At 32.0% G+C, this 25,671-nt stretch carries 24 protein-coding genes and 1 pseudogene; 12 read left to right on the forward strand and 13 right to left on the reverse strand.

The features are described from left to right. Positions 1-6: 6 nt before the first annotated feature. Positions 7-648, reverse strand: coding sequence for a protein-L-isoaspartate(D-aspartate) O-methyltransferase (locus ACZ098_RS00310; protein WP_487309735.1), 642 nt, complete (start codon positions 646-648; stop codon positions 7-9). Between the two features lie 98 nt (positions 649-746). Between ACZ098_RS00310 and ACZ098_RS00315 the strand changes: the two genes are divergently transcribed. From ACZ098_RS00315 to ACZ098_RS00370, 12 genes are all read left to right on the forward strand, one after another. Then, entirely contained in the window at positions 747-1,715 is a 969-nt protein-coding gene (locus ACZ098_RS00315) for a Gfo/Idh/MocA family protein (protein WP_487309736.1), read from the forward strand. 2 nt (positions 1,716-1,717) lie between these two features. Beyond that, positions 1,718-2,722, forward strand: coding sequence for a PDDEXK nuclease domain-containing protein (locus ACZ098_RS00320; protein WP_487309737.1), 1,005 nt, complete (start codon positions 1,718-1,720; stop codon positions 2,720-2,722). 9 nt (positions 2,723-2,731) lie between these two features. Continuing rightward, positions 2,732-3,622 carry a 3-hydroxyacyl-CoA dehydrogenase family protein gene (locus ACZ098_RS00325; RefSeq protein WP_487309738.1) on the forward strand — a complete coding sequence of 297 codons (891 nt, stop codon included), beginning with the start codon at positions 2,732-2,734 and terminating at the stop codon, positions 3,620-3,622. A gap of 93 nt (positions 3,623-3,715) precedes the next feature. Continuing rightward, positions 3,716-4,960 (forward strand): DUF1015 domain-containing protein, encoded by a 1,245-nt coding sequence (locus ACZ098_RS00330; protein ID WP_487309739.1) that lies wholly within the window; start codon positions 3,716-3,718, stop codon positions 4,958-4,960. Continuing rightward, positions 4,957-5,457: a hypothetical protein gene (locus ACZ098_RS00335; protein WP_487309740.1), complete on the forward strand. Its 501-nt coding sequence runs from the start codon at positions 4,957-4,959 to the stop codon at positions 5,455-5,457. The genes ACZ098_RS00330 and ACZ098_RS00335 overlap by 4 nt, the downstream gene beginning before the upstream one ends. Continuing rightward, positions 5,458-6,120 carry a YggS family pyridoxal phosphate-dependent enzyme gene (locus ACZ098_RS00340; RefSeq protein WP_487309741.1) on the forward strand — a complete coding sequence of 221 codons (663 nt, stop codon included), beginning with the start codon at positions 5,458-5,460 and terminating at the stop codon, positions 6,118-6,120. Between the two features lie 52 nt (positions 6,121-6,172). Further along, positions 6,173-6,457 carry a four helix bundle protein gene (locus ACZ098_RS00345; protein WP_487309742.1) on the forward strand — a complete coding sequence of 95 codons (285 nt, stop codon included), beginning with the start codon at positions 6,173-6,175 and terminating at the stop codon, positions 6,455-6,457. A 192-nt stretch (positions 6,458-6,649) separates the two neighbouring features. Further along, on the forward strand, positions 6,650-8,011 hold the full coding sequence (locus ACZ098_RS00350; protein ID WP_487309743.1) for an exonuclease domain-containing protein: 1,362 nt from the start codon (positions 6,650-6,652) through the stop codon (positions 8,009-8,011). A gap of 176 nt (positions 8,012-8,187) precedes the next feature. After that, on the forward strand, positions 8,188-9,108 hold the full coding sequence (gene miaA, locus ACZ098_RS00355; RefSeq protein WP_487309744.1) for a tRNA (adenosine(37)-N6)-dimethylallyltransferase MiaA: 921 nt from the start codon (positions 8,188-8,190) through the stop codon (positions 9,106-9,108). Positions 9,109-9,166: 58 nt separating this feature from the next. Then, positions 9,167-9,820, forward strand: coding sequence for a hypothetical protein (locus tag ACZ098_RS00360; RefSeq protein ID WP_487309745.1), 654 nt, complete (start codon positions 9,167-9,169; stop codon positions 9,818-9,820). A 1-nt stretch (position 9,821) separates the two neighbouring features. Continuing rightward, complete coding sequence (locus tag ACZ098_RS00365; RefSeq protein WP_487309746.1) at positions 9,822-10,433, forward strand: hypothetical protein; 612 nt, start codon at positions 9,822-9,824, stop codon at positions 10,431-10,433. A gap of 24 nt (positions 10,434-10,457) precedes the next feature. Continuing rightward, a complete protein-coding gene (locus ACZ098_RS00370) occupies positions 10,458-11,189 on the forward strand; it encodes an acyl-[acyl-carrier-protein] thioesterase (RefSeq protein WP_487309747.1) in 732 nt (243 codons plus the stop codon). Positions 11,190-11,220: 31 nt separating this feature from the next. Here ACZ098_RS00370 and ACZ098_RS00375 read toward each other — a convergent pair whose 3' ends face one another. The 12 genes and pseudogenes from ACZ098_RS00375 to dapA all read right to left on the reverse strand — a co-directional run bounded on the left by ACZ098_RS00375 (position 11,221) and on the right by dapA (position 25,669). Beyond that, a complete protein-coding gene (locus ACZ098_RS00375; RefSeq protein WP_487309748.1) occupies positions 11,221-11,925 on the reverse strand; it encodes a response regulator transcription factor in 705 nt (234 codons plus the stop codon). A 7-nt stretch (positions 11,926-11,932) separates the two neighbouring features. Further along, positions 11,933-13,516 (reverse strand): sensor histidine kinase, encoded by a 1,584-nt coding sequence (locus ACZ098_RS00380; RefSeq protein WP_487309749.1) that lies wholly within the window; start codon positions 13,514-13,516, stop codon positions 11,933-11,935. A 71-nt stretch (positions 13,517-13,587) separates the two neighbouring features. Further along, on the reverse strand, positions 13,588-14,247 hold the full coding sequence (coaE, locus tag ACZ098_RS00385; RefSeq protein ID WP_487310518.1) for a dephospho-CoA kinase: 660 nt from the start codon (positions 14,245-14,247) through the stop codon (positions 13,588-13,590). Between the two features lie 57 nt (positions 14,248-14,304). Then, a pseudogene (locus ACZ098_RS00390) lies at positions 14,305-15,300 on the reverse strand (glycosyltransferase family 2 protein); the annotation flags it as partial. Between the two features lie 87 nt (positions 15,301-15,387). Beyond that, positions 15,388-18,240: a GEVED domain-containing protein gene (locus tag ACZ098_RS00395; RefSeq protein ID WP_487309750.1), complete on the reverse strand. Its 2,853-nt coding sequence runs from the start codon at positions 18,238-18,240 to the stop codon at positions 15,388-15,390. A gap of 291 nt (positions 18,241-18,531) precedes the next feature. Next, positions 18,532-19,722: an enoyl-ACP reductase FabV gene (gene fabV / locus ACZ098_RS00400; protein WP_487309751.1), complete on the reverse strand. Its 1,191-nt coding sequence runs from the start codon at positions 19,720-19,722 to the stop codon at positions 18,532-18,534. 55 nt (positions 19,723-19,777) lie between these two features. Then, positions 19,778-21,430: a DNA repair protein RecN gene (gene recN, locus ACZ098_RS00405; RefSeq protein WP_487309752.1), complete on the reverse strand. Its 1,653-nt coding sequence runs from the start codon at positions 21,428-21,430 to the stop codon at positions 19,778-19,780. 21 nt (positions 21,431-21,451) lie between these two features. Continuing rightward, on the reverse strand, positions 21,452-22,339 hold the full coding sequence (gene porD / locus ACZ098_RS00410) for a type IX secretion system protein PorD (RefSeq protein WP_487309753.1): 888 nt from the start codon (positions 22,337-22,339) through the stop codon (positions 21,452-21,454). Further along, entirely contained in the window at positions 22,332-23,543 is a 1,212-nt protein-coding gene (gene coaBC / locus ACZ098_RS00415) for a bifunctional phosphopantothenoylcysteine decarboxylase/phosphopantothenate--cysteine ligase CoaBC (RefSeq protein WP_487309754.1), read from the reverse strand. The genes porD and coaBC overlap by 8 nt, the downstream gene beginning before the upstream one ends. Positions 23,544-23,553: 10 nt before the next feature. After that, on the reverse strand, positions 23,554-23,871 hold the full coding sequence (locus tag ACZ098_RS00420; RefSeq protein WP_487309755.1) for a DNA-directed RNA polymerase subunit omega: 318 nt from the start codon (positions 23,869-23,871) through the stop codon (positions 23,554-23,556). A gap of 6 nt (positions 23,872-23,877) precedes the next feature. Further along, positions 23,878-24,672, reverse strand: coding sequence for an outer membrane protein assembly factor BamD (locus tag ACZ098_RS00425; protein ID WP_487309756.1), 795 nt, complete (start codon positions 24,670-24,672; stop codon positions 23,878-23,880). Between the two features lie 115 nt (positions 24,673-24,787). Further along, positions 24,788-25,669, reverse strand: a complete 882-nt coding sequence (dapA, locus tag ACZ098_RS00430) for a 4-hydroxy-tetrahydrodipicolinate synthase (protein ID WP_487309757.1) — start codon at positions 25,667-25,669, stop codon at positions 24,788-24,790. Between the last annotated feature and the right edge of the window lie 2 nt (positions 25,670-25,671).

Consider the following 25,671-nt stretch of genomic DNA (forward strand, 5'->3'; position numbering starts at 1 on the left):
GGACTACTAATTTTTATTTTCTAACAGCGGTACAAATTTAAAATCACCAAATTCATGTTTTTCAAATTGTGTTTCGTTTTTACGAATTAGCATCGTCATAATTTGATCTTTTTCGCCGACTGGAATGACCAATTTACCGCCAATTTTTAACTGCGCCATTAATGGTTTTGGAATAATTGGCGCACCTGCTGTAACGATAATACTATCAAATGGTGCATGATTTCGTAATCCTTTATAACCATCGCCAAACGATAAATGCTTCGGTCGAATTCCAAGTTTTGGTAATAATAAAGAGGTAGTTTTAAACAATTCATTCTGTCTTTCAACTGAATATACTTTTGCGCCTAGCAAACATAAAACAGCTGTTTGATAACCACTTCCAGTTCCAATCTCAAGAATTTTATGGTCTTTTTTTACTTCCAATAACTGACTTTGAAATGCTACAGTATAAGGTTGTGAAATTGTTTGACCAGCAGCAATAGGAAATGCTTTATCTTGGTAAGCAAAATCTTCAAAGCTAGAATTCAAAAATAAGTGTCTCGGAATTTTTTTAATCGCTTCCAATACATTTTTATCTGTTATTCCTTTTTCTTCTAAAACTTTAGCCAGTTGATTTCTAAGTCCTTGATGCTTGTTCGTATCTTTCAATTTGGGTGTAAATTTGTTTCCGTAAAAATAGAAAACAAATTATCAATTATCAATTACGATTTATCAATTAATTAGTATTTTTGATAAAATTTTATTCTATGCTTAAAGTTGGCGTTTTAGGTGCTGGTCATCTCGGAAAAATACATTTACGATTATTAAATCAATCAGAAAAATATGAACTAGTTGGTTTTTATGATGAAAATCAAGAAAACGGAGCTAAAATTACAGCCGAATTTGGGTACAAACAGTTTGATACCATTGCCAAATTAATTCATGCTGTAGATGTCATAGATATTGTAACTCCTACTCTTTCTCATTACAAATGCGCCAAGGTTTCTATCAAAAGTGGTAAACACGTTTTTATTGAAAAACCAATTGCAACAACTGTTGAAGAAGCTGAAGAAATTATTGCATTGGCAAAAGAATACAATGTAAAAGGTCAGGTTGGTCATGTAGAACGATTCAATCCTGCCTTTATAGCGGTTAAAGATCAGATTGAAAATCCGATGTTTATAGAAACACATCGACTTGCCGAATTTAATCCGCGCGGTACAGATGTTCCTGTGGTTTTAGATTTGATGATTCACGATATTGATGCAATTCTGAGTGTTGTTAAATCAAACGTAAAAGCGGTGCATGCAAGCGGAGTTTCCGTTTTGAGTCAGTCGCCCGATATTGCCAATGCTAGAATTGAATTTGAAAACGGTTGCGTTGCCAATATTACTTCTAGTAGAATTTCGATGAAGAACATGCGTAAATCACGTTTCTTTCAAAAAGACGCTTACATTTCTGTAGATTATTTAGACAAAATTTGTGAAGTTGTAAAAATGAAAGAAGCTCCAGAAGTTCCAGGTGATTTTGACATGATTTTACAAAATGCAGAAGGCGAAAAGAAACAAATTTATTTCAACAATCCAGATGTTGCTCCAAATAATGCCATTTTGGACGAATTGGAAACTTTTGCTGATGCAATAAATAATAATACCACTCCAATTGTAACTTTAGAAGATGGAACTGAGGCGTTGCGAGTTGCTTACATGATTATTGATTCGATGAACGAAAAGTAAAAATGAATTTATCCCAAAACCTGATACATGAAATAAAATCTTTAATTGCGAAAGCGAAAGAAGGTGCAATTCGTTCGGTTGATCACCATCGAACGGTTATGTATTGGCATATCGGTGAACGAATTTTCAACGAGGAACAACAAGGAAAAGATAGAGCTGATTATGGTAATTATTTAATAAAATATTTATCGGAGCAACTACAACCTGAATATGGTAGTGGGTTTTCTGTAAGGCAATTAGAACGCTATAGACAATTTTATAGAACTTTTCCAATTGCGTCCACACTGCGGACGCAATTGAGTTGGTCGCATTACAAATTACTTTTAGGAGTTGACAATGAAGATAAAAGAGAATATTATATAGCAGAAACCGCAAAAAATAATTGGTCAGTTCGTCAAATGGAACGACAAATAAACAGTCAATTATTTGAACGATTATTATTGAGTAATGATAAAGAAAGTGTTTTGGCTATTGCCAGAAATGAAGTTACTCCTACCAATCCAAATGAAATTATAAAAGATCCATTAGTTTTAGAATTTTTAGGATTAAAACGTGAAAGCGCTTATTACGAAAAAGATTTTGAACAAGCCATAATTACTAATCTGCATGATTTTCTTTTAGAACTTGGAAACGGATTTTCATTTGTTGCAAGACAAAAACGAATTCATTTAGATGGAGATGAGTTTTTTATAGATTTAGTTTTTTATAATCGATTGTTACAATGTTTTGTTTTATTTGAAATTAAAACACACAAATTAACCCACGAAGATTTAGGACAACTTCAAATGTATGTGAACTATTATGACCGCGTTGAAAAAGTAGCACACGAAAAACCAACAATCGGAATTTTACTCTGTGCTGATAAAAACGATGCCGTAGTAAAATACTCATTACCAGAAAACAACAATTCGATTTTAGCAAGTCAATACCAATTATATCTTCCAACAGAAGAACAATTATTAACTGAAATTAGACGAGAAATAGAAATATTAAAAAATACAAACTAAACAAAAATAATGAAAACAATAGCTGTAATAGGCGCAGGAACAATGGGTAACGGAATTGCCCACACTTTTGCACAAAGCGGTTTTACCGTAAAATTAATCGATGTTTCCGAAAAATCTTTAGAAAAAGGAATAGCAACAATTGCTTCCAACTTGGATAGAATGGTTGCTAAAGGAACCATTACTGAAGACGACAAACACAAAACCATCGGAAACATTATCACTTACACCGACATAAAAGATGGCGTTGTTGGAACTGATTTAGTAGTTGAAGCTGCCACAGAAAATGTAACGTTGAAACTAAATATCTTCAAACAATTGAGTGAAATTTGCGATCATAATGTGATTTTGGCTACCAATACTTCATCAATTTCTATAACTCAAATTGCAGCGCAAGTTGTTCATCCTGAGCGTGTAATCGGAATGCATTTTATGAATCCGGTGCCGATTATGAAATTGGTTGAAATCATCCGTGGCTATTCGACATCAGATGAAGTGACTAAAATTATCATGGAACTATCTGTAAAATTAGGGAAAACTCCAACCGAAGTAAACGATTATCCAGGATTTGTTGCCAATAGAATTCTGATGCCAATGATTAACGAATCAATCGAAACATTATACAATGGCGTTGCCGGAGTTTCTGAAATTGATACCGTAATGAAACTAGGAATGGCGCATCCAATGGGACCATTGCAATTAGCAGATTTCATCGGATTGGACGTTTGTCTTTCCATTTTAAACGTAATGTACGATGGGTTCAAAAATCCAAAATATGCTCCTTGCCCACTTTTAGTAAATATGGTAATGGCTGGAAAATTGGGTGTAAAATCGGGTGAAGGTTTCTACGATTATTCTGAAAGCAAAAAAGCAGAAAAAGTTTCTAAACAGTTTAGCAAATAAAAGTCGTTGGTACTTAGAGTCCTCAGTTTATAACTATTACCAACTAAAGACTAAGGACTAAGGACTAAGGTCTAAGTACTAAAAAAACTATAAATGAGCAAAATAATCCCTTTCAAAGCCGTTCGTCCTACGCCAGACAAAGTTGGTTTGGTGACTTGTAGAAACTACGATGATTATTCGCCAGCGGAATTGGCTTCGTGGTTGGATTTCAATCCGTATTCTTTTCTGCATGTCATAAATCCGGCGTATGTACACTCGCAGAAGATTACTTTGGACAAACGTTTTAAAGGAGTTTCGCTAAAATATCAGGATTTTAAAAACGACGGAATTTTTATGGAAGAAGACAAAGCTGTTTTCTTTTTGTATGAAATTGAGACTAAGAATCAGTCGTTCACAGGAATTGTTGCCGGAACCTCGATTGAAGATTACAAAAACAATATCATCAAGAAACACGAAGATACGTTGCAATATCGTGTGGAATATTTTAAGGATTATTTGCAGCAAACCGGTTTTAACACCGAACCCGTTTTGATAACCTATCCAGACAATCTAGAAATAAATTCATGGATTTCTAAAAAGAAAAAAGAACAACCGATTTATCATTTTTCAACTACAAATAAAGAAAAACACACGCTTTGGAAAATTGAAACTGATGCCGAAATAGCTTGGTTAGAAAATCAATTTGAGAACATTCCAGAATTGTATATTGCCGATGGACACCACCGCTCGGCTTCGGCAGAATTATTGTACGATCAAAATGTAGCTTTAGGAAATCAAAATCTAAATAATTTCATGAGTTTTCTAATTGCAGAAAGCAACGTGAAAATCTATGAATTCAATAGAATCATTCGTGATCTAAACGGAAATTCAAAAAAAGATTTTCTTGACAAATTAGAAGAACATTTTATTATTAAATCGAAAGAGCAAGAATTATGGAAACCCCAAGATAAATTTGAATTTGGAATGTATCTTGACGGTAGTTTTTATGCGCTTTTTTACAAGCAAGAAAACAATAACAATTTCAATGGCAACTCCAAAAATCAAAATAAAATATTAGAAAATCTCGATGCTCAAATTTTATACGATAAAGTTTTGCAACCCATTTTAGGAATTGACGATTTACGAAACGACGAACGCATTGAATACATTCCCGGAAAACAATCTATTTTAACGATAAAAGAGCTGGTTGACGAAGGCGAATTTGAAGTAGGATTTATGTTGTTTCCATCGGATATTTCAGAGATTAAAGCATTGGCAGATAATAATTTAATTATGCCTCCAAAATCGACTTACATTGAACCAAAGTTTCGAAGCGGATTGATGGTTTATGAGTTATGATTCATCACGAAAGAAACATATATTTTAAAAAATATAAGGTAATTTTAATTTTTTTTATACCCTTATTTCAATTTGCTTTTGCACTTTTTGGAATATTAAATGGAGTTATTATTACCATTATACCATTTTTGGTATGTATTGGTCCAAACACAATATGGACGTTAAATTTTATCCATTTATTCAAAAAAGACGCTCCATTAATTATTAAAAAAGATGAAATATATTTTTCGGTAATAAATTTAAAAATAAAAATCTCTGACATAAAATTTGTTAGTTACTTTTATGGTAAAAGTTTATTGGTGGAAATCGATTTAAATAATTATTCAAAATATAAAAAACAATTATCTAAAAATGTGATTGGATGGTTATTAATTCTTAATTATAAATTTATGAAGAAAAATTCAATTTTTATTAATGTTTCAATTTTAGACATTGATCGAAGTGAATTAACGAAACTTTTAAAAAAAAGTATACCCAAAACGAAAATAGTATTATAAATGTCAATTAAAGAAAACTTACTCAAAATAAAATCCCAACTTCCAAATCAAGTAACGCTTGTCGCGGTTTCTAAAACCAAACCAGTTACCGATTTAATGGAAGCGTACAATGCTGGTCAACGTATTTTTGGTGAAAACAAGATCCAAGAAATGACCGATAAATGGCAAGAAATGCCCAAAGATATTCAGTGGCACATGATTGGTCACGTTCAAACGAACAAAGTGAAATTCATGGCAGAATATGTGAGTTTAATTCATGGTGTCGATAGTTTGAAATTAGTACAAGAAATCAACAAACAAGCTCAAAAACACAATCGAGTAATTGATTGTCTGCTTCAAATTTACATTGCCGAAGAAGAATCTAAATTTGGATTGGATGAAAAGGAACTTGATGAAATTCTGAATTCTGATGATTTTAAAAATCTGAACAATATCAAAATCGTTGGTTTAATGGGAATGGCAACATTTACCGATAATCATAATCAGATAAAGAAAGAATTTGACAATTTGAAATCGATTTTCGATAAAAACTGTCAGCTGAAAACTGAAAACTGCCAACTGAACACTGTCTCAATGGGAATGTCTGGCGATTACAAACTTGCAATTGAATGCGGAAGTACTATGGTTCGAATTGGAAGTAGTATCTTTGGAAGCAGAAAATAAATTCAAAAATCAATTGCAATTACAATATCAAAAGTCAATTTAAAAAATAGAAATGGAAAAAAACAACGTTTTCAATGATAAAATTTTCAATTTTGAGGATAGATTGGTTCGTTTTGCAGGAGAATGTATTTTCTTTACAAGAAATTTGAATAAATCTTATGAAAACGAATACTATAAAAATCAGCTTATTAGGTCTTCAGGAAGTTCTTCTCTAAATTTTGGAGAAGCTCAAGGTACAATTAGTGATAAAGATTTTGTTTTCAAAGTAGGTTTATCTTTAAAGGAATTAAAAGAATCTAGAAATTCACTAAAAATATTAAATTATATAGCAAGCTGATGAAAATAGTAGATCATCGCTTTTAAAAGAAGTTGAAGAATTAATTGCAATTGCTTCAAAAATGATAATTAACAAAAAATAATTCAATTTCAATAGCAATGGCAGTAGCAAAAATCAATATTTAAACTTTTTATAATTGAATTTGATTTTTGACATTGATATTACTATTGAATTTTGATATTGCCATTGAATATGTACGCAATTCTCGACATAGAAACCACCGGAGGACAATTCAACGAAGAAGGAATTACCGAAATCGCCATCTATAAATTTGACGGTCACGAAATCGTAGATCAATTTATAAGTTTGGTAAATCCCGAAATTCCAATTCAACCATTTGTAATCAAGCTTACTGGAATAAATAATGAAATGTTGCGATTAGCACCAAAATTCCACGAAGTTGCCAAACGAATTATCGAAATAACCGAAGGTTGCATCATTGTGGCGCACAACGCTGTTTTCGATTATAGAATCTTAAAAACAGAATTCCGCCGTTTGGGTTACGATTTTCAGTCGAAAAATCTTTGCACGGTCGAATTATCTCAAAAATTATTACCCGAACAACCTTCGCACAGCTTAGGAAAACTAGTTCGAGCATTGGGAATTCCAATGTCAGACCGCCATCGAGCTAGCGGCGATGCCTTGGCAACAGTAAAATTATTCAAAATTCTACTTGAAAAAGATGTCGAAAAAGTAATTTTAAAAGAACTAATCAAAACCGAAGTCGAAAAAGGAGTCATTCCAAAATTTAGAGACATTATCGACACTTTGCCTTCAAGAACTGGAGTTTATTACATCCACAACGAAAAAGGAACCGTAATTTATATCGGAAAAAGTAGAAACATTAAAAAACGTGTCAATCAGCATTTTACAGGCATCACCAATAAATCTAAGAAAATTCAACGCGAAGTTTTCTCTGTTACCTACGAAGAAACAGGAAGCGAACTCGTAGCACTTTTAAAAGAATCAGAAGAAATAAAGGTAATTAAACCCATACACAATCGTTCGCAACGCAAATCAATTTTTAACATTGGTCTCTATTCGTTCAAAGATCAAAATGGTTATCTCAATTTGAACATTCAAAAAATCGATGGACGAAAAAAAGAAATTACCGCTTTCACCTCATTAAACGAAGCTAAAAACGCATTGTTCAGAATTACTGCGCATTACAATTTATGCCAAAAATTAACTGGATTATACGAAACAAAAAACGAATGTTTTCAACATAAAATAAAAGAATGTAACGGCGCTTGTATAGGAAAAGAAAGTCCTGAATTGTATAACGAAAGAGTGCAAGAATTCATAGATCAAAGTAATTTTGAATACGACAACATGCTAGTAATCGACCGCGGTAGAAACGTAAGTGAACGCAGCGCAATAGTCATAGAAAATGGCGTTTACAAAGGCTATTGTTTCTACGATTTAAACTATCAAATTACAAATATTGCAATTTTACAAACCATTTTAATCCCGATGCAGAACAATCGCGATACTAAAAATATCATTCAGAGTTACATAAGAAAAAGCAAAACCATAAAGATCTTAAAATTTTAATTTTTTTAAGAAGCTAATCCAGCTATACGTTGCAAGTTTTTAAAAAGAAACACTATTTTTCTACAACCAAAAACGTGCTTCTGTGGTCGCAGTTTTTGGTCAAGAAAAATTAGCATTTCTTTCCAAAAAGCTTTCCTCTTCTATCTGGGCTAAACCAATCGAATAAATAACAACAATTGAATTATTTAATAACCATTATCGGTCCAACAGCAATAGGAAAAACAGCCTTAAGTATTGCCTTGGCGCAGCATTTTAAATGCGACATCATTTCTTGCGACAGCCGACAGTTTTTTAAAGAAATGAAAATTGGTACCGCAGTTCCAAGTACTGAAGAACTTCAAGCGGCAACACACCATTTTATTCAAAATAAATCTATTTTTGAAAACTATACCGTAGGCGATTTCGAAAAAGAAGCTATTGCAAAACTAGACGAATTATTCCAGCAAAATAACGTTCAAATAATGGTTGGAGGTTCAGGATTGTATGTAGATGCGGTATTGAAAGGGTTTGATAGTTTTCCAGAAATTAATTCTGATGTGCGAGATCAAGTCAAGCGCGATTACGAAACTTTGGGCATTGACTATTTACAGAAAAAACTACAAGAATTAGATGCTGATTATTTTAAAGTACTAACACAAGACAATCCGCAAACACTTCAAAATCCGCAACGGATGATGCGTTTTTTAGAAGTTTGTGTTGGCACTGGAAAACCGTATTCTTCCTTTTTAAACAAAGACAAAAATAGTAGAAACTTCACTCCTATTATCATTGGATTGGAAGCCGACAGACCAATTATGTACGACCGAATAAACCAACGAGTAGACATCATGATTCGAGAAGGATTGGTTGAAGAAGCTGAAAAATTATATCCATACAAAGATCTAAATGCGCTTCAAACAGTTGGATACCGAGAATTATTCCACTATTTTGAACACGAAATTACCTTAGATTTTGCCATCGAAGAAATCAAAAAAAACACAAGAAGATTTTCCAAACGCCAAATAACTTGGTTCAAACGCACCGAAAATACAACTTGGTTTGACTATTTAGAAGAAAGACAAAACATCATCAAGTATTGCAACAAGGTTATGAAATAATTATATTTTCTATTGCTACGCAACCTTTGAAAATAATAGCCAACTTTAAAGAAAAGTTATGAAAAAAATTGTACTATTTATTTTTATTATTTCGCTCCAATCCTGCACTGTTCCTTATGATGCGGAAACAAGATTACTGTTTGAAACGCAAATGGTCGATTCTAATGAAAACCCAATACCCAATGCTACTGTAGAAATTCAAGTAAGCAATGGAAGCGGATTTGGATCTAGTTCTGAAATAATCAACTCGGGCACAACCAATGAAAATGGTACTATCCGTTTAGGTTTTCCTTCGCCAGTTTTCGACAAAGGATATGAAATTCAAATAAGTTCAAGTAACAATGAAAATTCAGGATTTGTACCATTTTCAATAAACAATCTTCTTTTGGATAATTTTTCAGATTTTAAACTTACGATTCCTAAAATTTATAGATTGACAGTAGACGAAGGCGTTTCTGTAAACTATAGTTTTTTCACCTCAAATCCGAATAGGAAAATAACTTCTTTTACAGTAGTTGGAATTTATACGCCATCATTTTCAAATTATAGTGAAAATGATGAAACGTCCTATTTTGTTGATTTTTATGCTAAGAAAAATCAAGTTGTACAAATCCAATATCAATATGAAGATAAAATAACCGGAGTAATTGAAACGGTAAACCAAGAACTAACAGTAGTTGAAGAATCGTTAAGTATCAACATAAATTACTAGTATGAAACTAAAATATTTAACTTTCGGAATTAGTGTGTTTCTAGTTTTTCAAAGCTGTTTTTCACAAAAAAACAACAATACTGCAACATCAGAATTTATCTTTAAAACCTCTCTTGCTATGGGAGCAATTTATCCAATAGAATTCGGGGAAACTGCTTTATCGGAAGCTCATTCTTCAAACTTAGGATTTACAACAACTGTTGGATTACTTCAATATAAAGGTTTTACAGCAGGTTTAGGACTTGACTATATACAGTATAAAGTTGAAAACAAACAAATTATTGGCGATTATGAAAGTTCAGTCCATAACTCATACTTTATAACAATAAATTATGAGTATCCATTAACAAGTAAGTTTTCCTTAGCACCTAACATTGGTTATGGTACATCCAATTTAACAATTAGAAAAGATGCCAAAAACCGTGGTGCTCAAGATGGCAAAGAATTTCGATTGGGTTCGTCAATAAATTATAATATAAACAATTACAATGCCTTCTGTTTCTCAATACTTTATGTAAACAATACTTATAATGTAAATGCAAATGAAAGTATTAAAGATTATTTTAAAAAATCAAATAGTATTCAGCTGGGAATTGTGTACAGAATTAGATAAAAATTAAAAATACAATTAGATAAAATGCCGATTTCAAATAAATTTACTTCTATCCTATCACAAGATTGGGAAATTAACTTTTTGCAATGTTACCCTAATGGCTATCTAAAATACACCGATTTATGCAATATTTTACAACTTACAGCAGGCACTCATGCCGAACTTGGCGGAATAAGTTTTAGTGATATGCAGCAATTTAATCAAGCATGGGTTTTGAGTAAAATGAGGCTAGAAATCAAAAAACTTCCAAAATGGAAAGACGTAGTTACTGTAAAAACTTGGATTAAAAATTTAGAAAACTCTCGTTCAACACGATGTTTAGAAGTTTATCTTAACGATGAAAAAATTGTAGGTTGTGAGACGTTTTGGGCTGTGTTCAACACCACTTCAAGAAGACCCGAAATTCTAGCTTTACCGCACGAGCATTTTGAAAAGTTTCCTGAAACAAATGCTACCGCAAAAAGTTTTTCAAAAATAGATTTACAACAACAATTTGAAAAAATTGGAGAAAAAGTAGTTTTATTATCAGATTTAGATATTGTAAATCATGCTAATAGCGTGAAATATTTAGAATGGTGTTTGGATTATTTAGACTATGAATTAATCAAAAACCAAATGATTAGCAGTTTAGAAATGAATTATCTAAAAGAAATAGCACTACATGAAAAAGTTACAATTGGAAGAAATGAAACAACATTTGCAATTAGTAAAAATGAAAAAATAGGCTTCGGATTACAATTAGAAATTACTACATAAAAAAAGCTCCAATTTCTTGGAGCTTTCTACTTTATTTCTTTACTACTAGTCTAAATCCTTCACCGTGAATGTTTAGAATTTCTACGTTTTCGTCTTCTTTCAAATATTTTCTTAATTTGGCAATATAAACGTCCATACTTCTTGATGTGAAGTAGTTATCGTCTCTCCAAATTTTGGTTAATGCTAATTCTCTTGGCATCAAATCTTCAACATAAATAGCTAGCATTTTTAGCAATTCATTTTCTTTAGGAGACAATTTGATAGGCTCATTTCCAGGAAAATTCAAGAAACGCAATTTAGAATTTAAGTGGAATTTACCTATTTGAAATTCAAATTGCACGTTCTCAGCTTTGGTTTCAGATGATTTTCTTTGCATAATAGCTTTGATTTTCATCAATAAAACTTCAGAATCAAATGGTTTATTTAAATAATCATCTGCTCCAACTTTATACCCTTTTAAGACGTCTTCTTTCATGGTTTTAGCCGTAAGGAAAACTATAGGCACCTCTTTATTTTTCTCACGAATTTCTTTTGCAAGAGTATAACCGTCTTTGTAAGGCATCATAACATCTAGAATGCACAAATCATACGTGTCTTTTTTGAACTTTTCGAAACCTTCCATACCATTTTTGGCAAGAGTAACATCAAAGTCGTTAAGCATTAAATAATCTTTTAGAATGGCTCCAAAATTTTGATCATCTTCTACAAGTAATATTCTTTTATTTTCTTTTTCCATGGCCTTTTTAATTTATCAATGGGATTTTTATTATAAATGTGCTTCCTTTTCCTTTTTCGCTTTCGACAAAAATTTGACCGTTGTGGTCGTCAATAATTCGTTTAACATACGCTAGTCCTAATCCGTGACCTTTAACGTTGTGAATGTCTCCAGTATGTTCACGATAGAACTTTTCAAAAATTCTTTTTTGAGCTACTTTACTCATTCCTGCGCCTTGATCCTTTATTTTTATAACTATAAAGTCCTTAATATTTTCAGTATAAATATCAATAACGGGTTGTTCTGGCGAATATTTTATAGCATTATCTAAAATATTAACAATAACATTTGTAAAATGAACATCGTTTAACAATATTGTAGTTCGAGTTGCATCGAAATGCGTTGTTATTTTACCTTGTCTATCTTCAACAATTAAATTTACGTGATCAATAGCATCTTCAATAATATCTTGTACGTCTTGCGACTCTTTACTGATATCTAATTCTTTTTTCTCTAATTTTGATATTCTCAATACATTTTCAACCTGAGCATGCATTCGTTTATTTTCGTCACGAATCATCTGTAAATATCTGAATATCTTTTCTTTATCGTCAATTACTTTTGGATTTTTAATAGCATCCAAAGCCAAATTAATGGTTGCAATTGGCGTTTTAAATTCGTGCGTCATGTTGTTAATGAAATCGGTTTTTATTTCAGAAATATGACGTTGTTTTATCAACTGATGCAAAGCATTAGCATAAGCTATGATTATGACTAGTGTAAAAACTATTGATAATAGTGTAATTGCTAGTATTTCAGAGAATAAAAACTTTTTCTTTTGTGGAAACGACATTAATAATTGGTATTTATTATTTCCGTCGTTATCTATAAAAATCGGAATTGAATAGGTTGAATACTTATCAAAGTTAAAACGATCTGACTTAATTTTAGTAGCTAATCCATTGCTGTAAACATTAAATTCAAAGGGTGTTTTAACCCCATATTCGTCCAATTCGGTACTTAAAAGTTTTTGCAGTTTTTCTTTAGAAACGCGTTCCTGTATTGGAAAATCTGATGCTCTATCTTTGTAATAGATTTCAAATTGAGCACTATTTAGTACATCTAACGCGCCAGATTTTTCAATTGTTACATCAGGAATCGCTTTATTTTGGATTCCAGTATTGTCAAATGTATTGTTGTTGAAAATTTCGGTTTTTCGTTTTGCACTAAAATTTTTAAATTTTACACTGTCATTATTTTTGTCAAAGAACGTCGAAAATATATCGTAATCTTCAGAAATTATACTATTAGAATAGATGATTGTTTGATTGGTTTTTGCATTACGCTGGTAATAACCATATTCTAGTAAATCTTCCGTTTTTGGCTGTTTTTTAGTAGAATCTTTAGCTTTATTATATTTATTATAAAAAGCATAATATTCTTGTTTTTGTAGTTTTCTTGCAACATTTCCTAAAACTTGTTTTACGTGAAATTTAAACTGCTCTTCGTTATTTTCTAACGACTTGTTAAACCAGTAAACTTGCACTAATATAATACCCAACAAGGATAGGCTCATTAAAACTACCAGTAATCGAAAAACAAACTTATTCATCACAACAAAATTAGCATTTTAACATTTAGAGTGTTAATGTATTAACCAAACATTAACATTGAATGTAAAAATTATTTATTTTTCAATAAAATAACAATTTCGTCTACTTGTTTTTTAGTTTCGGTAAAATCTAGATTGGAAATTACATAGTGACTTCTTGCAATACGCTCTTCATCAGAAAGTTGGTTGTTTATGCGCTGGAGTATTTTTTCTTTGGTTGTTTTATCTCTTCTCAAAACTCTATCGATACGAGTTTCTAAAGGTGCCGTAACTGTAATAATTTTATCACAATCTTTATAACTTCCGCTTTCAAAAAGTATAGCAGCTTCTTTAACAACTAAAGGAAATTTTTTATGATTTTCAAGCCAAGAATCAAAATGCTTTTTAACAGCTGGATGTACTATTCCGTTAAGGAGTTTTAATTTTTCTGGAGTTGCAAAAACTATTGAGGCTAATTTATCTCTGTTCAATATAGCATTATCGAGTACTTCTTCACCGAAAGCAGTAGAAATTTGCTGAATTATTTCTGGAAACTCCATAACTTTTTTAGCTTCCACATCTGAAATGTATACAGGAATTCCAAGCGAGTGCATATAATTGGCAACTGCTGTCTTACCACTTCCTATTCCACCAGTAAGACCAATAATCTTTGTTTTTACTTGTGTAGGATTTACAATTTTATTTATTGGCGCAATAAGTGTATCCATTACTTTCTCAACCGATTTATGCATAGGTGTTTCTTCTTTAGCATCTGAATGCAAACTTTCAGAAAAAGTAGTAGTGTTATTTATTTTGAAAAATAATTTTGGAAATGCCTCTTGCGGAGATTTTCTTAAAATATGAATTTTAAAAAATGACTCTAAGAAGCCGAACCCATAACCAAAAAATTGTTTCCATACTGCAATTATCGAATACAAACCAATAATTAAACTTTTATTTTGAATACTAGAAACCACAAAAATTACTATAAAATAACCAAAATATAATTTTAGAGGAATGTCAATTAAAAAAATTAGTAAGATTGCAGAAAGTAGGAATCCAAGAACAAAAAGAGTTGGAAACCAAAACGTAATTTTGCTGTATTCTGGATACCATAGGTTTAAAATAGGTCTTGCTTTTCCAAATTTAGAAACTTGAACTGAAAATTTTTCCCAATCAATTCTTCGTTTGTGATAAACGTATGCATTAGTAAACAATCGAGTTTCATAGCCTAATTTCCAAAGTCGTATACTTAAATCGGGATCTTCACCTGGATGAATGTTTCCAAAACCACCTGATTTTATGAAGGCTTGCTTAGAAATTCCCATATTGAAACTTCTAGGTTGAAACTTAGTTAACTTTTCGGAACCACCACGAATTCCTCCAGTTGTAAGGAACGAGGTCATTGCAAAATTGATTGCTTTTTGAATTTTAGAGAATGATTTTAATGCTTTGTCTGGTCCACCAAAACAATCTACGTAGTTTGCTTTCAATTCTGTATTGACTTCTGATAAATAATTCTCAGGAATAATACAATCTGAATCGAATATTAAAAAATAATCTCCTTTCGCTTTTTGCATTCCAAAATTTCGGGAATCTCCTGGTCCTGAATTTTCTTTATAGTAATAGGAAATATTTAATTTTTGTTTAAATAATTCAACAACATCTCTACAATTAATTGTCGATCCATCTTCGACAATAACTACTTCAAAATTTTCTTTATACGTTGATAAAACTAAACTTTCAAGAAGTTCGTTGATTTCGTCTGGTCTATTAAAAACTGGAATAATAATTGAAAAATACATTCATAAAAATTTTAACAAAGATAGTACTTTTATAAAAAACAAAAGTCCCACTTTCGTGGGACTTTAAGTAGATAAGATTATAAAAAATTATTCTTTTATAACTTTAATTGTTTTTGTTAATCCTTCAGCAGTCACATTTACCAAGTACGTTCCTTTCGGAAGGCTTGACATATCAATTTGACTTTCATTAGCATTAATTACTTTAGACAACACTTCTTGTCCTAACAAATTATTAATTTGAACTTTAGAAATAGTTTGAACGTAAGATAAATTCAACACATCTCTAACTGGATTAGGGTAATAGCTAAAGTTATTGGTGTCAAAAGAATTTGTTGCTAATGTATTAGTAGACGCTCTTAAACAAAACGTTCCAACAGCGCTTGCAGAATAACCAGATACTCTAACATAATAGGTTTGCCCTGCAGTTACAGCAGCATTAGTTATCAATGAATTATATGAAGAGCCATTAGATAAAACTGTATTTCCACTATCTTGATCGCAAGCAATCAAATTAAAAGATCCACAAGTACCTGAATATAAAGCAATTTCAGTATCAACTAGCGTTCCTCCTGTAAAGTCTGTAGAAACATCTATTGTACCTACACCAGCTGGAACAACGAATGAAAACCAAACATCATTTTGACCATAGTTAAAACAAGTAGGATTTGCAACCCCAGAATTTGTAGCAGAAACGTTCGTTCCGTTATTATTAGTTCCGTTACAGAAACTATCATCAAATGTCAAAACGCTTGCATTCGTGCACTCATCATTTACTGGTGGCGGTGGTGGAGTTCCAACACAAATATTAAATGTAGCAGTTGTAGGTGTTGTACCGTATGAATTTACTCTTACATAATAAGTTTGACCTATTACTAATCCTGATGGATTACTAGTATCTGGATCAGAACAAGAATTTGGAACTAGAGTCAAAGTACCACAATTTCCAGTCCAAAGAGAATGAGCCATATCAGTAAAGTTACTAACACCGTTTAATTGTATTCTATGAGTTGTTGCTGTTGCTACAAAAGAAAACCAAACATCATCATCTTCTGCACCAAAACATGACGCTGCATCAACATTAGATGGAGTTGCAGCATTAATAGTTCCTGCAGTTTGAGAAGTACAAGCTAAATCAGTGTTAACCGTTAGTGCGATTGCACCAGAACATTCGTCATTTGCAGGAGGATTTGGTGTAGTTGTAAATGTAAACGGACCAGTTAATAAACTAACACCATTTGTTGTACAGTCTGCTGCAATGTAAATATCATAAGTAGTTGAAGCAGTTAAATTACCTATTACAAACGGATTAACTTGAGTTACGTAAGTTGGCGTTCCTGTTGGAGCTGGCGCACCTGTAGGAACCACATACAAATTCCACGACAATTCAGCACAACCAGTTGTCCAACCAATTGTTGCAGAATTAGCGGTAACTGCAGTAGCTGTTAAAGCAGATGGTTGCGGACAAGCAACTGCCGCTGAAACTGTTACATCGTAATCTTCTGTTTCTCCGTAACCATAAGAAGCACATGGATTAATTGCATTTCCATCTGTAAAAAATACATCTCTAACTCGCATTCTATGAGTTCCCAATGCAGGGTTACAAGCAAGTGTAATAGGAAATGTTGCACTACCGTTAGCCCCAATTGCGGTTGTTGTAAAACCAACTCTTTCCGACGTTCCAAAAACTCCGTCATCATTGTAATCAATCCAAACTGCCACATTTTGACTACCATAGGTACCAACAGAGACACTAATATTGTAGGTAGACCCAGCTTGTAAGGTACCAGTATAATTTGGTTGTCCTGTAAAATAAGTGTATGCAGGATTTACCGCACTAGTACCGGTATTATTTGATAATGTTGTACCTGAAATTACAATATTAGAAATTAAGTCTCCACCCGTTTTACCAATTGTATATACTGGAAGACAGTAGCATGAAGTTGGAGAAGAAACACCCACCATAACTGGTGTACTAGTTCCTACAGCAGAAGTTGTAGCACAAGTAACAAGACATCTGTAGTATGTAATAGCGGTTTGAGTTGCTGTATAAGTACTTGACGTTGATGCTCCAGTTGCATTAGAATAAGCTATCCCATCAGCAGAAGTTTGCCATTGATAGGAAACCCCTGAACCATCTGTCAAGTTTTGTAACGATAGCGTAAATGGTACATTTGAACACGCTGTAGCTTGTGGTGCGATTGTATTTCCTGGTGTTGGAGTTCCAGTACATGCCGCTGGTGGTGTCCAAATGTAAGTTAAACCTGATGCTGGAAAGATTGTCGCTGTTAATGTGCAATTTGAGTTATTAGCAGTACCTGAAGTACTGTTCGTCCAATCTGCAGTAGTTGTTCTATTATTAAAAATAGTATTTGATGTACCTCTTAATCCAACCTGACGCGTTCTTCCAGTTGCATTTTGAGTCATCGAACCATAAACTACATTAATTTCATTAGATGTTTCGAAGAGTCTAATTTGGAAATTATAATCATCTCCACCTGGATTTGTAAAGTCATAACTCTTGTAACTTTTCCATTGTACAGTAAAGACTCTGTCTGGTGCAGTACCAGAGGTAATATAGCTCAATTCACCTGTAGTAGTGTTTCCTTGTAAATCTCCATTAAAAGCTGCAATTACATTATTACTTCCAAATTCATCTGAAATGGTAGTATAACTATTATTTACAGTTCCACCAAGTGCAATAAAACCATTTGATTGAATACCTACTTGAGTGTAAGTAGTACCTCCAAAAACAAAACTAAAACCAATTGGGATGTTATTGAAAGACGAGTCATCATTGGTAGCAGTTCCTAAAACTGTACCACCTGTAACTGGATCATATAAATCTACTGTTTGTACGAAAGAATTTAAATTGATATCCTGACTGTAACAGTAATTAATATATCCAATTAATAAAAAACATAAAAGGGTAATTTTTTTCATGAATAATGAATATTTAGTTAATTGGCGCTAAAAGTACACAATTTTTATATTTTTTTAGAAAAATTTAGCAAACAAATTTTATAAAAACAAAAATCTTATGATTTTGCTTGATTATGAAAAAATCAAATTACTTATAAAATTGAATAGAAATTATTACAGTATTTTAGAATACTAATTCTAATAACTTATTTTTATTAGTTAATTTTAGCAAAAAAAACTCGCAATGATGTTGCGAGTTTTTTAATTTATTTTTTTTATAATCTGAATCGATTATTTACGAGTAGTAAATTCTTAGGTTATGCTTTCAATGGAAACTACTTCATTAGTATCTTTTAAATAATCAACACCTTCAAATCCAAATCCAAACAGATTAAGGAAATCCTGCTTGTAACCATTTAAATCTCCAATTTCTGGCAAAGATTCGGTCGTTGCTTTTTCCCATAACGCAGCAACTTGTTCTTGCACATCAGATCGCATTTCCCAATCATCAATTCGTATTCTACCATTTTCATCGGTTGGAATAGCGTTACCAGTAAAAACTCTTTCTTGATATAAACGCTGAATTTGTTCAATACACCCTTCATGAATTCCTTCAGCTTTCATAATTTTGTATAACAACGAGATGTATAAAGGGATAACTGGAATAGCTGAACTTGCTTGGGTAACCAATGCTTTATTCACCGACACATAAGCTTTACCCTCAATAGATTTTAAACTATCTGAAATTTGAAATGCGGTAGCTTCAAGATGATCTTTCGCTCTACCGATTGTTCCTTTCCTATAAACAGCTTCAGTTAAGGATGGTCCGATATAAGAGTAAGCAATAGTTTGCGCTCCATTAGCTAATAGATTTTCAGTTTTTAAAGCTTCCATCCACATAGCCCAATCTTCTCCGCCCATTACCGCTACAGTATTGGCAATATCTTCTTCGTTGGCAGGTTCAATAGAAACTTCTGTAACGTTTCCTGTATGAAAATCAACTGTTTTATTAGTATATTTTTGTCCAATAGGTTTTAAGGTTGATCGATGTAAAACACCTGTTTCTGGATGCAATCTAACAGGTGAAGCCAAACTGTAAATTACTAAATCTACCTGACCTAGATCTTTTTTTATTAAATCTAGAGTTTGTTGTTTAATTTCTTTAGAAAATGCATCTCCATTAATACTTTTAGCATATAAACCAGCTTTTTTAGCTTCTTTTTCAAATGCTGCAGAATTATACCAACCTGGTGAAGCCGTTTTTCCTTCTGTTGGAGGTTTTTCAAAGAAAACACCTATTGTTGAAGCGTTAGAACCAAATGCACTTGTAATTCTAGATGCCAATCCAAATCCAGTCGATGCTCCAATTACTAGTACTTTCTTAGCACCATCGATTGCTCCTTTTGATTTTATATATTCGATTTGATTTTTTACATTCTGTTCACATCCGTCGGGATGAGATGTTAAACAAATAAATCCTCTCATTCTTGGTTCAATAATCATATATTAAATTTTTAGATAATTAAATTTTACTTCTATACAAATATACTTGTATTTTTTAGTTCAGCAATTCCTTGGCATGAATTAAAGCCGAATCAGAAACATTTGATCCAGAAAGCATTTGTGCAATTTCGATGATGCGTTCTTGTGGTGATAGCAGTTTTAATTCTGACTGTGTCTGATTATCTGTTACTGTTTTAAAGACTTTAAAATGTGATTTTCCTTTTCCTGCTATTTGCGGTAAATGGGTAATTGCAAAAACTTGCATATTGAGACTCATTTGTTTCATTATTTCACCCATTTTATGAGCAATTTCACCTGAAACCCCAGTATCAATTTCGTCAAAAATTATAGTCGGCAACATTGAATATTGTGACAAAACTGCTTTTACTGCCAACATAATTCTAGACATTTCTCCACCTGAAGCCACTCTTTTAAGCAATCCAAAACTTGAACCCTTATTGGCAGAAAATAAAAATTGAAGTTCGTCTTTTCCATTCGCAAAAAAATCTTCACTTGGCAAAATTTGAATATCAAATCGTGCATTTTCCATTCCTAACAGTTTCAAAATATCAGTTAGTTTTGACACTAAAATAGGAATTGCATCAATCCGTTTTGACCTAATATTTATAGCTAAATTATTAAGTTCTTCCTCTATTTGTGAAATTGAGGTTTGTAGCTTTTCAATTTCAGATTCTAATGTAACTACCGATACTGCTTTAGAATCCAACTCATTCTGTATTTCCAATAATTCGGAAACTGTGGTCACCTGATGCTTTTTTTGCAACGAATAAATCAATTGCAGTTTTTGATTTGCCGCTTCTAAAGCTTCTGGATTACTGAAAATAGTCTCTGATAATTGATTTAACTCTTTTTCGATATCATCAAACTCAATTAAAACACTCGAAATTCGTTCGGATATTTGTTGATAATCAGGCGAAAAACTAGCTATTTTTTGAATAGAATTTTTGATTTCTTTTAAATTTTCAAGAATGCCAATTTGTTCATCATTTGCAATTGCTAACGATTTAATTAGATTTTCTTTTATAAATTCAACATTATTAAGTTTTTCAAATTCGCTTTCTAGCTCTTCTTGATCGTTGACTTTCAAATTGGCAGAAAGTAATTCTTCTAATAAAAAAGCATTGTAATCTTGCTCTTTTAGAACTGTGGAAAGAAATTCTTTTTTGGCTTTTAGTTCAGAATTTGCTTTTTTATATTCTTTTAACTTTGATGAATATTCTGAAATTAATTCAAAATTTGATGCTACTGCATCAATAATTTGAAATTGCATTTTTTCTTCAGAAAGTTCATGCGTTTGGTGTTGCGAGTGAATATCTAATAAAAAATCGCTTAAAGATTGGAGTTCTGCTAAATTTACAGGAGTATCGTTTATAAAAGCTCTAGATTTACCTGAAGGCAAAATTTCTCTACGAATGATGGTATCATTTTCATAATCCAAATCATTGGCATCAAAAAAAGATTTCAAACTATAATTTTCAATATTAAAATGTGCTTCAATCACACATTTTTCTTCTTTATTTTTTAAGGAAGTAAGATCAGCACGTTTTCCTAAAACCAAACCTAAAGCTCCTAAAAGAATTGATTTTCCCGCACCTGTTTCGCCTGTAATAACAGAAAATCCATCGGAATAATCGACAGATAATTTTTCAATTAATGCAAAATTTTCGATGGATAAAGATGTAATCATTTCCTAAGTTTATGTATTCTATTATAATTTAATTTTAGACCATTTACTAGAATTGGTAGGAGAAATTCGATTTAAATTATCAATTAGATTTGAAATTGGCACAACTGGACCACCTGAAAATATGGCAACTATTTCATCTGATTTTGCATCAAAAAAAGTTCGTAATAAGTAGGAATTGGGTCTTACTGTGTATAAAGCAGTAAGCATATCTAATGATTCAAGTATTCCAGTCTTAGCTATTTTTACATCATTAGCCATTTGATCAATTCCATTAAAATGATATTGAAACAATGCCTCACGATAGGATTTAAAACTTGGTGACAAAATATCTGTAATAATAAAATAACGGTTTTGATTTCCATCTGCTTGACTCCAACCTTTATAACCGCCTTGAGCAGCTACATTAAGAATGTTTTGAGTAATTTGAAAAACTTCGTCTCCGCCATTTAGTTTAAAAGTTTCTAAATCCAATCCAATAATTAAGGTACTGTAAAAAGCGATAACTGAAACCAAATTAGATTCGTATCCGTTCGGATTGTAATTTAAATTTTCAAATTCAACATACTTAAAGTTGAAGTCTTTATCATTTACATTCAATACCGGTGTTGAAAAAGTGGAATTATAACCCGGTCGAGACGATTGTACTTGAATTGAAGCGCTAAAATTATTAGAATTGTACTCGTTTATCGTAATAAACATGGAGCAATTTATTTTCTCGCTATTTTTAAATTTCAAATCGGTCCATGCCGTTTTATTAACTAAATCGTTAAGCGAAGTTTCTAAATTTTTAAATATCTGATTGTTTACATTGGTAACTTTTGCTGCATTAACAGTTACCTTACATTCAAGTTCTTGAGCAAAAACTGAATTGAAACAAATAAATAGAATAAAAATTAAATAACTACGCATTAAAATGTTGTATTACTTTGTTAAGAATATCATTTGAAACCTCTTCCTTACTTTTCAAATCCATTGGTTCAATATTAAAATTAGAATCAATGAAAGTAATTTTGTTTGTAGGCTTACCAAAACCTGCGCCTTCATCTTGCAATGAATTTAAAACTATCAAATCTAAGTTTTTTTTCTGAACTTTTAACTTAGCATTCTCAATTTCATTTTCTGTCTCTAAAGCAAAACCAATCAAAAACTGATTTTTTTTAATTGCTCCCAGTGAAGCTAAAATATCTTTCGTTTTTTCTAGTTCAATAGTAAAATCACAATCGTTCTTTTTTATTTTCTGATTGCTTACATTTTTAGGTCTGTAATCAGCAACCGCTGCTGCTGCAATTGCGACATCAACGTTGTTGTAATGAAGATGACAAGCATCATACATATCTTGAGCTGAAACAACTCTAATCAACGTAATATTTGAATTTGAAATAGTCAAATTGCTTGGTCCAGAAATTAAAATTACCTCTGCTCCATTTTTGGCTGCTGCATTTGCTATATCAAAACCCATTTTACCAGACGAATGATTTCCTATAAAACGCACAGGATCTATTGCTTCGTATGTTGGACCGGCAGTAATTAGTATTTTTTTTCCTTTTAAGGGTAATTTACTTTCTACATCGGCTTCCAAAAAAGCAATAATATTTTCTGGTTCAGCCATTCTTCCTTCGCCTGAAAGTCCGCTCGCAAGCTCTCCAGATTCTGCTGGAATGATGTGATTTCCAAAATCTTGTAATGCTTTGAATGAGTTAAGAGTTGAAGGATGTTTGTACATATCCAAATCCATTGCTGGAGCGAAATACACCGGACACTTTGCCGATAAATAAGTTGCAATTAAGAGATTATCACAATTACCATTTACCATTTTAGACATCGTATTTGCAGTTGCCGGAGCAATTACAATTAAATCTGCCCACAGACCAAGTTCAACGTGATTATTCCATTCTGCATTTTCATCGTTTTCATCGTAAAATGTGGAATGAACCGGATTTTTAGACAAAGTAGATAATGTTAACGGAGTTACAAAATCCTTAGAAGCAGGTGTCATGATCACTTGGACATGTGCACCTGCTTTTATAAAAAGTCGTACCAACGAAGCTGTTTTGTATGCAGCAATTCCACCAGAAACTCCTAGTACTACTTTTTTGCCGCTTAAAACTGACATTGAATAGCTATTATTTATTAGTATCTCTGTGGTAAATCTTACCATCCATCCACTCTTGCACCGCTAGTGCGTGTGGTTTTGGAAGTTTTTCATAAAATTTAGATACTTCGATTTGCTCTTTGTTTTCAAAAACTTCTTCTAAACTATCGTTATAAGTAGCAAACTCTTCTAACTTATCAATTAATTCTTTTTTAATTTCAGAATTAATTTGGTTTGCTCTTTTAGCCATTATAGTAATTGCTTCGTAAACATTACCGGTCGGTTCTTCAATAACTGTTTTATTATAAGTTATTGTATTTACAGGAGCATTTGTTTTTTTTAAATCCATGATTTATTATTTAGAAAATTGTTTTAAATCGTTCTCAATCTTAGCCAATTTTTGGTCGACTTCTTTTTTATATTTAGTATCTGCTTTAAATTTAATCAATCCTTGATACGCATTTTGGGCGTTCAATAATCTTTCTTTCATTTTATCTGGTACGCTATTGATTGCTAAAAGGTAGGCTGAATCAAATTTATAATACAAAGCGTCTTCTTTGTAAGGTGTTCCAGGATAATCAGAAACAAAATTATCTAAGGCAATTATAGCCGACTTATAATCGGAAATAGTATTGTATTGCTTTGCGTTTTCAAATACTTTTTTCTCAAGCTTATTTCTTAACTCTTTAGCGATAACATTAGCTTCAGCAGTATATGAAGACTCTGGATATCGATCAATAAATTCTTGTAACTTATCAATAGCTTTGAAAGTATCTACTTGATCAATGCTGTATACTGGCGATAGCTTTGAGTGACTTTTGGCTCCCAAAAAGAAGGCTTCTTCTGATTTCTCACTTTTTGGATAACTCGAAGCAAAACTTTCAAATTGATAGGCTGCAGTATAATATTGTTCGGTTTTGTACAAAGCCTGAGAATACATATAAAACATTTTTTCTGCTTGAGGCTTTCCTTTGTAGGCAGGTGAAATCTGCTCAAACAATCGAATTGCTTTTTCGTATTTTCCTTTTTCGTATAATTTTGTAGCTACGTCAAATTTTACAGCCACATCTTCTGACTTTATTGCCTTTTGGTATTCGTTACAAGACGAAAACACTAGTAAAACCGTTAATAATGCAAAAAATTTCTTCATTTTTTTATTTAAGTGGGCTACTTTTATTGACACGAAGTCTTTAAAAAAGCAACTGCAAAATTAGTTAATAATTAGTTACAACAAAATATTTTTTTTACTTGTTTTATTTTAATGATTAATTCATCAATTTATTAGTGAAATCAGCTAATTTATTTGCCAAATTTTCATCAACATTAACAAGCGGTAAACGCACTGTATTTTCTGAAAGTCCCAATGTTTTATGCACTTCTTTGATACCAGCCGGGTTTCCCTGTTCGAAAATCATGTCAATAGCATCAGCTAATAAATAGTGTAATTTATAAGCTTCATCAACCTTGCGCTGTAATCCTAATCGTACCATATCTGAAAATTGTCTTGGAAATCCTTCGCCAATTACAGAAATCACTCCGCTTCCACCAGCTAAAATCATTGGTAAAGTAATCATGTCGTCACCAGAAATTACTAAAAAATCTTTTGGAGTTCCATGAATGAGCTTCATAGCTTGCACAATATCGCCTGCCGCTTCTTTTATAGCGACAATATTTTTAAAATCAGTAGCCAATCTAATTACAGTACTAGGCAACATATTACTTGAGGTTCTACCTGGAACATTATAAAGTATTATTGGAAGTTTTGAAGCTTGAGCAATCGCTTTAAAATGTTGGTAAATTCCTTCTTGAGTTGGTTTATTGTAATAAGGTGAAACAGACAATATGGCTTCAAAACTAGATAAATCTCTAGTTTTAATTTCTTCTACAATTTCATGAGTATTATTTCCTCCTATTCCTAAAACTAGCGGCAAACGTTTATCATTGGCTTTTACAACTGTTTCAATAACAAGTTCTTTTTCATCTTTAGACAGCGTAGCATTTTCGGCAGTGGTTCCAAGAACTACTAAATAATCTATTCCGTTATCAATTTGAAAATTCACAATTCGACGAAGAGCGTCAGTATCAACTGAAAAATCTGTTTTGAATGGTGTTACAAGTGCAACTCCAGTTCCAATTAATGATTGCATGT

It is taken from the genome of Flavobacterium sp. SP2, assembly GCF_057626655.1.